This is a genomic window from Paenibacillus thailandensis, assembly GCF_042685365.1.
Lineage (GTDB): Bacteria > Bacillota > Bacilli > Paenibacillales > Paenibacillaceae > Paenibacillus_AP > Paenibacillus_AP thailandensis.
In genome coordinates this window covers 40,542-48,209 of record NZ_JBHUMY010000026.1, presented here as the reverse complement: position 1 = coordinate 48,209, position 7,668 = coordinate 40,542, and the positions used below count along the sequence as shown (strand labels likewise).

The following is a 7,668-nucleotide window of genomic DNA, read 5'->3' as shown; positions in this document are numbered from 1 at the left end:
GCACGCCGGAGCTGCTGCCGGGAATGACGGTAGAGGTTAAAGCGTGATGAAGGCTTTTATCGAGGAATGGAGGCTGCTCATAAGCGGCAAGTCCGTCATTGTCTTTATCGTGATGCCCCTTGTGATGGCCGCGGTGTTCGGGTATTCGTTCAAAAACAGCCAGATTAACGAAGCGCCGCTGGCCGTCGTCGATCTGGACCACAGCAAGTACAGCCGCGAGCTGGTGGAGAAGCTCGACGCTTCCCAGTACATTTCCGTCGAAGGGGTATACGATAATGTCATCGAGCCCGACATGCTGTTTTATAATCAGCATTATGTTGCGGCTTTGTACCTGCCGGCCGGACTGGAGCGGAACCGGCTGAAGGGCGCGCAGACGAACATCGGGTTTTATGTCGACAACACGATTCCGGCCGCGGTAGGTTCGATTCGAAACGGCGTCAGCGAGGTGATCGCGGCGGAAAACGCTGCGGTCTATACAGGAGGCCTGAAGGCGAGGGGGCTTACGGACGGCGCGATCGCAGGCATCGCGACAAACATGAATCTGCAGCAGCGGCTGCTTTACAACCCGACGAGCAGCATGATGATGTCGACCGTGCTCGGGTTTGTAAGTGTCATTTTGATTATTCTGTTAGGTAACGCTACGATGTCCATCGTGCCCCGGCTGCGCGCTGACGGCCGGCTTGGAGAAGCATTGGCGAGCCCGCTGCAGCTGCTGCTTCGAGTTCTTCCTTATTCATTGGCCGGCTGCGTGTCCTTGTACCTGACTTACGGCGTCTTAAAACAGGCAGGCGGCCTTCGATTGGAAGCGAACCCGTTTGAAATGCTGATCCCGTTTTTCATTTACACGCTGCTGCTCAGCTTTTTTGCCATGATTATCGGCTGGACCGCCGCCAGTCCGGACAAGGTCGGCGCCCGGAGCATCATTCTGATCCTGCCCGCCTTCCTGCTAAGCGGGGCGATGCTTCCCGTCATGATGCTGCCGGAGCCTTTGCAATATGTCACCAACATATTGCCGTTAACTTGGCTGCTTCTATTTTTGAGAGGTATCGGCTTCCGGGGAGGAGAGCTGCATTATTTTCTTCCGCAGCTTGGAAGCGCGATTTTGCTTTTAGCCGGAATGATGGCGGTCGTCTACCTGCTTGTGCTTAAGGATAGAAGAGCGGCGGTCAAGCTTGCCGATGCGGCGAACGAGCCCGTCCCTGCTTCGGCTCCAACCCAATCCGTTGAAACAAGCGTAAGCGTATAGGAATCCAGCCTCTCAAAAACGCGATGTCATAACGACATCGCGTTTTTTAATTTATCATGAACATGCTGCACGAATCGTTTTGCCGCCGGCGAACATCCCCGTCCCGCTTCATGGCGATGCCGATCTCGCATTGCGTCCCCTCGTCTTCGATCGTGATTATATCGTTCTTGCTATTCTTATCAAACAAAGTATAATACTTTGATATAAATAGGAACGAACTATCCATAGAGAAGGAGAGATGCGTTTCGTGAAAGAGAACAACGAGTGCTGCTCGGCAAGCAGGGGGCGGATATCGGTCCCGAAACCGGAAAAAGCGGAGTTCCCGGATTCCGCCAAGGCCGTTGGCGGACTTCATAAGGAGCGCCTTATTGTCGTACATGGAGGGGAATTCGAAATGGGAACCGACGCGCCCGACGGATTTCCGTCCGACGGCGAAGGGCCGGTGCGAAAGGTGACCGTCCGTTCGTTTCGGATTAGTCCGTATGCGGTGACGAATGCCGAATTCGGAGCTTTCGTCCGGGAAACGGGTTACGTGACGGAAGCCGAGCGTTTCGGCTGGTCTTATGTGTTTCATTTGCTCGTTTCTCCATCCACATTGCAAAAAGTGAAAAACGTCCCCCGGCAGGTGCCCTGGTGGCTTGTCGTCGAAGGGGCATATTGGGCCAAGCCCGAAGGACCGGATTCAACGATCGACGAACGATTGGATCATCCGGTCGTTCATATATCCTGGAATGATGCGAACGCGTATTGCGAATGGTCCGGCACGCGCCTGCCCACGGAAGCGGAATGGGAATATGCGGCGCGCGGCGGCTTGGCAGGCAAAACTTACCCGTGGGGGGATCTTCTGAAGCCCGACGGTAAGCATATGTGCAATATATGGCAGGGGAAGTTCCCCGATAAGAACAACGCGAGCGACGGGTATGTCGGTACGGCTCCCGTGAATGCTTACGAACCGAACGGATACGGGCTTTACAACATGTCCGGCAATGTATGGGAGTGGTGCGCGGATTGGTTTTCGCCTCTATATCATCAAACGACATCAACAATGAACCCTTATTATAACAAGCCTACGGGAAAACGTTCGATGCGGGGAGGCTCCTACTTGTGCCACCGTTCATACTGCAATCGTTATCGGATCGCGGCGAGAAGCGGCAATACGCCGGACAGCTCGACCGGCAATGCCGGGTTTCGAGTCGTTGCCGATATGGAATAAACTTATCTATCCACCCGCAGCTTCCGCTGCGGGTTTCTTCATGACGGCACGCAACCCGGCGATTAGGCGAGAACTTGAAAAGTATGGTTCGGATTCCCGTACAGTTTAAAGTCTGTCGGAGACATCGACGTGTATTTTTTAAATACCCGAAAAAAATAGGACGCGTCATAGTAGCCTAAATACTCGGAAATATTCGCAATCGTCATATCCGAATGGAGCAGCAAATTGCAAGCTTCCATTACGCGCAGCTGATGGACGTATTTGATCGGCGAATGTCCGAAAACCTCGCTGAATACGGAAATGGTATAGTTAGGCGACCGATGAATAAGCCGGGCCAATTGTTCGATTTCGATCGGTTCCCGGTAATGCTCGATCAGATACCTTTTTACGATTTGAGCGTATTTCATTTTCATCGGCGCAACCTCGGGCTTCTCGAGCTCTCGGGCAAGCACGGCGACCAGTTCCAGCAGAATGCCCTGACAGATCAAGCCCCGATAGGTTCCTCCGTTGCGCAGTTCTTCATATAACCGCTGAAATCTTCGCAGTACGTATTGAAAGTTTCGGAGCTTGAACCGGATCACTTTTCTATCAAGCAGAAACGGAATGGAAGCGGCTGCTGTATCGTCGTATTGGAACAAGACCGTATGCTTCTGATGAGGGCCGGACGGATGGTTGTCTCCGGTCCGCCGCGATGATCGCGGAATAAAAATGAAATCCCCCCGTTCGCCGACATAATGTTCGTTATTGATCAGGTAGGAGACTTTACCCTCGGTAACGAGAATAAGCACATTCACCATCAACTCGTCGTCATGGGTTCTCCATTTGGGAATAAAATCGTCAAAATACGCCGAATGAATCGTCAGCAAGGGGCTCCTTCCTCCTCTCTTGCGAATGATAGTTATTTTCCCGTATGCTCTCGAACCGTCGGGCCAAGCGCTGATTCGCGGCTATTTTAAAGCGGGCAGGGGGTGAAAAAATGAAACTGCGCAAGTTGCCGAACGCGCTGGTTCACGCCGCGCTCGCGGGAGTCTGCTTCGTTTGGATATACCCGTTTCTATGGATGGTGTCGGCCTCGTTCAAATCGCAGAACGAATTTTTCGAGAAAGGGTTGAATTTGCTTCCTTCCGCTTGGAGTACCGAGAACTTTGAACGCGCTTGGCATGCCGGGAGATTTGAAAGCTACTTCTTCAATTCGGTAGCGGTCACGCTGGCGGTCATCGTCATCGTTCTGCTGATCACCTCGGCATGCGGCTATGCGTTAGGCCGCTATTCGTTTCCGGGCAAGCGGTTCGTCTTGGCGATATTGGGGGCGAGCATGTTCGTTCCTTTGGAATTTTCGGTTATTCCGATCTTTCAGCTGATTAAGGATATGGGCTTGATGAATACGTTGTCCGGCGTCATATTAGCCGAATCCGGCGGCGGTCATGTTCTTTTCGTCCTTTTGTTCGCGAGTTTTTTCGCGCAGGTGCCCAAAGAGCTGGAGGAGGCCGCCGTTATGGACGGCAGCGGTTTCGTCCGAACGTACGTAAGCGTAATTTTGCCCCTGTCCAAACCGATTATCGGCAGCGTAGTGATCATGCAATTCATTTGGACATGGAATTCGTTCCTGCTGCCGCTTGTCCTCACGCTCAGCAGTCCCGAATTGCGTACGCTTGCGGTCGGGCTGTACGCGCTTCGCGGAGAGAACATCGTCGACTGGACCGGCATCGCTGCCGGAGGGACCATTGCGCTCGCCCCCATTATTGTCGTTTTTATCTGTTTGCAAAGTTACTTTGTCAATGGCATTGCAGGAGCCGTCAAGGGATAGAACGGTTCATTCGAACATTTGGAAAAAAGGAGATTGAAGCCCATGCGCGTATTGCTGCTCGATTTGGATTCCACCAGGCCGGATCATCTCGGTTGTTACGGATATCACCGCAACACTTCTCCGAACATTGACCGCATCGCGGCGGAAGGCGTAAGATTCGAAAACTACTACACCTCGGACGCGCCGTGTTTTCCTTCCAGGACAGCGCTTATGACCGGGCGGTTCGGCATACATAACGGCGTAGTCGGCCACGGCGGAACGGCGGCGGACGTCCGCCACGAAGGGGAGTCCCGTCAATTCCGCAGCAAGCTGGCCAGCGAAAGCTTTCCCGCTTTATTCCGCAAAGCGGGCATGAAAACCGTTCTGGTTAGTCCGTTTGGCGAAAGACATACGGCTTGGACCTTCTATGCGGGTTTCAATGAAATATACAATACGGGCAAGGGAGGGATGGAGTCGGCGGAGGAAGTGACTCCGGTCGTTCTGGATTGGCTCGAACGCAACGCGGAGCGAGACGATTGGATGCTCTATGTGAACTACTGGGATCCGCATACGCCATACCGAGCGCCGGAGTCATTCGGAAATCCGTTCGCGAACGACCCGTTGCCGGATTGGATTACGGACAGCGTATTCGAAAAGCATCGGGAGAAGGTCGGGCCGCACAGCGCGCACGAAATCAATATGTACAACAACCGGACTTATCCGGAATATCCTCGCTATCCGGGCGAGTTGAAGGACCGGGACGATCTGCGGCGCATGATTGACGGATACGATTGCGGCGTGCGCTACATGGACGATAATATCGGCATGATATTAGACCTGATGAAGAAAAAAGGAATACTGGACGACGCCGTCATTATGATTACCGCCGACCATGGCGAAAACATGGGCGAGCTCGGCATTTACGGCGAACACGGAACGGCCGACCAAGGAACTTGCCGGATTCCGATGATCATACGCTGGCCGGGCCGAACGAACGGGCATGTCGACTACGGCCTGCATTATCACCTCGATTTGCCGCCAACGATGGCGGAGCTAATGGGAATAGAGCCGCCTTCAAGCTGGGACGGACGCAGCTATGCAGGATCGGTTACGAACGCCGAAGATACGGGCCGCGACAGCCTGATCATCTCGCAATGCGCCCATGTCTGCCAGCGAAGCGTAAGATTCGGCGACTGGCTTTATATTCGTACCTATCACGACGGCTTTCATTTGTTCGATAAAGAGATGCTGTTCAACATCAAGAGCGATGTCCATGAGCAGTATAACGTGGCGGCGAAACGGCCGGAAATCTGCAGGGAAGCTGCCTATCGTCTGCTCGAGTGGCATGACGAGATGATGATGTCGATGGAGCACGACGTCGATCCGTTGTGGACGGTGATGAAGGAGGGGGGGCCTTACCATGCGAAAGGTTATCTCAAGGTGTACGAGGAAAGACTGATCGAGTCGGGACGGGGGCATGCGGCGGCGGAGCTGAGAAGACGGCATCCTCGGGAAAGATAGCTTCGAGAGTTTTGGTCGGGAGCCAATGTATTCAATGGGAACGATATAGGTTAGGTCCGCTGATGCGGCCATAACCTATATCGTTTTCATATTTTTGGATCGATCAGGTTAAATCAACGGCGCCTACGCGCCGGCTTTTACCGGTGAACCCGGACAGGCAGTTGAATCAGCGTTTGTCCGGCTGCGGACGGGGTTAGGTTACCCTCAAGCTTAAACTCGGGAACGGGCTCGATTTTCGCGAAACGATCCATAAAGGCGCCGATGCCGATGTTGGCTTCCAGCCGGGCCAGCGGAGCGCCCAAGCAGAAGTGCGGGCCGTTGCCGAACGTTAAATGCTTTTTGTTATTGGGACGGCGGATGTTCAATCGCCGAAGACGGCAAAGATGCCTTCAAAGGCAGAACCGCAACGTTTGATCTGCCTCGGGAATAGTTCAATAAATACCGAATCTGGTCTCCTGTGAAAACGTTGCTTGCGGCATCCCGTTACTCGTTCAAATAAGTTTCGATGCGGTTGTCCAGCAAGCCGGCTACCGCTTCTGACGTTTTACTGCCCGAAAAATAGGCGGCGGACTCTTCGCGAATCATGTTAAGCACTTTCGCGTCGCGGTTGCCGTATTTGCCGACGGACGGCATGACGGAAACAATTTGTTCGATATCTTCATCCGTCAGCTGTACGGAGCCTCCTTCGCCGTTCGGGCCTTTAATCGTCATTTTGGCTTCGCCGCCGGCCATTTTCTCCTGCATATCCTTCAGCTTCGTTTCGAGCGCGGCCCGGTGAACCGGGAAGCCCATCAGCGAGCTGGAGGATTGCATTTCTTCGGACAGCAGAAACTTGACGAATTCCCAAGCCGACTCTTTCACATCCGAGTTCGCGTTCAGCGCCAGCACCTGATCCGACTTGAACGGAATTCCTTCGTCGCGGCCGGTCCCCGGCGGGCGAAGCATCGTTTCGTTTTCTCCGCCTTTCAATTTCGGGATCATGGCCAATTCGACCGGATGCTGCATCTCGACCTGGCGGAACATCGAGGCGCCGGCCCCGGGCATTTCGGCTGTCGCGAGCCCGCTATCGTAAAGCCGCTTTACTTTCTCCATATAGCCCCGGAACGTTTCCTCGTCAAACGAGACGGATTTCCCGTCGGCCGCAACAAGCTGTTCATAGACCGTCTCGGTTAAATAAGCGAGCAGCTCTTCCGGCCGGACCATCGCGATTCCGTATTGGCCGTCTCCGATTTTGCCCTGCTCTTCGAGCAGCTGTACGAACTGGTCCCACGTCCACGTTTTGTCGTCGAGACCGCTTTGCTCCAGAACGGACTTATCTCCAACCATGACATTAAGCGACAGCGAGACGGGAATGCCGTACCAGCCGCCGTCGAACGATACGCCGCTCAATACGTTCTCATAGTAATCGGATTGTTGAAACGCCTTGTCTTGATCGGCCAGCCCGCTCCAATCGGCCAGCAGCCCTTTACCGGCATATTTCTCGGAAGGAAGCCTGTCGACAGAGATAATGTCCGCCGCTTTCCCGGACATGATCGCGGTATTGACGGCGTTTACGTATTTGTCCACCTGCTCGGCCGTCGGTCCGGCCGGCCGGCCCGCTTCTTGCTTGGAGATCATCATTTTGCCTTCGCTTTGCGGATCCTGAGGCACCGTTTCCTCGATCCGAATATCGATATCGGGATGCGCCGCCTCGAACTTCTGCTCCGCCTCCGCGAGAAAGCGGTCCTTGGTCATGACCGTCATGGAGACGACGGTTATGCCGCCGTCCGCCGCCTCCGAGCCGGCTTGCGGCCCGCCCGAATTCTCTCCCAAGCCGCAGGCGGTCAAGGCGGCGCATACGATGCCGATAAAGCCCGCTTTCCAGCCTTTGCTTCGATCCATTGCCATTTTTCGTTTCCTCCC

General features: G+C 54.2%; 6 protein-coding genes and 1 pseudogene. 4 read left to right on the top strand and 3 right to left on the bottom strand.

The genetic code is table 11. From position 1 onward, the window contains the following. The first annotated feature begins 46 nt into the window (after nt 1-46). Together ACFSW5_RS19000 and ACFSW5_RS18995 are read left to right on the top strand one after the other, a co-directional pair. Entirely contained in the window at nt 47-1,246 is a 1,200-nt protein-coding gene (locus ACFSW5_RS19000) for an ABC transporter permease (protein ID WP_379276494.1), read from the top strand. Nucleotides 1,247-1,493: 247 nt separating this feature from the next. Continuing rightward, the gene (locus tag ACFSW5_RS18995; RefSeq protein WP_449290235.1) at nt 1,494-2,459 is read left to right on the top strand and encodes a formylglycine-generating enzyme family protein; all 966 of its coding nucleotides are present in this window, start codon (nt 1,494-1,496) and stop codon (nt 2,457-2,459) included. 62 nt (nt 2,460-2,521) lie between these two features. Here the strand turns inward: ACFSW5_RS18995 and ACFSW5_RS18990 are convergent, their stop codons facing one another. Further along, nucleotides 2,522-3,325, bottom strand: a complete 804-nt coding sequence (locus ACFSW5_RS18990) for a helix-turn-helix domain-containing protein (protein WP_379276484.1) — start codon at nt 3,323-3,325, stop codon at nt 2,522-2,524. A gap of 110 nt (nt 3,326-3,435) precedes the next feature. On the opposite strand from ACFSW5_RS18990, the gene ACFSW5_RS18985 reads away from it, so the two are divergent. Both ACFSW5_RS18985 and ACFSW5_RS18980 read left to right on the top strand, forming a co-directional pair. Next, a complete protein-coding gene (locus tag ACFSW5_RS18985; protein ID WP_379276481.1) occupies nt 3,436-4,266 on the top strand; it encodes a carbohydrate ABC transporter permease in 831 nt (276 codons plus the stop codon). A gap of 42 nt (nt 4,267-4,308) precedes the next feature. Continuing rightward, nucleotides 4,309-5,766 (top strand): sulfatase family protein, encoded by a 1,458-nt coding sequence (locus ACFSW5_RS18980; protein ID WP_379276479.1) that lies wholly within the window; start codon nt 4,309-4,311, stop codon nt 5,764-5,766. Between the two features lie 137 nt (nt 5,767-5,903). Here ACFSW5_RS18980 and ACFSW5_RS18975 read toward each other — a convergent pair. Together ACFSW5_RS18975 and ACFSW5_RS18970 are read right to left on the bottom strand one after the other, a co-directional pair. Beyond that, nucleotides 5,904-6,131, bottom strand: a pseudogene (locus tag ACFSW5_RS18975) (cytochrome P450); the annotation flags it as partial. Between the two features lie 118 nt (nt 6,132-6,249). Continuing rightward, a complete protein-coding gene (locus ACFSW5_RS18970) occupies nt 6,250-7,653 on the bottom strand; it encodes an ABC transporter substrate-binding protein (RefSeq protein WP_379276477.1) in 1,404 nt (467 codons plus the stop codon). Nucleotides 7,654-7,668: the final 15 nt, after the last annotated feature.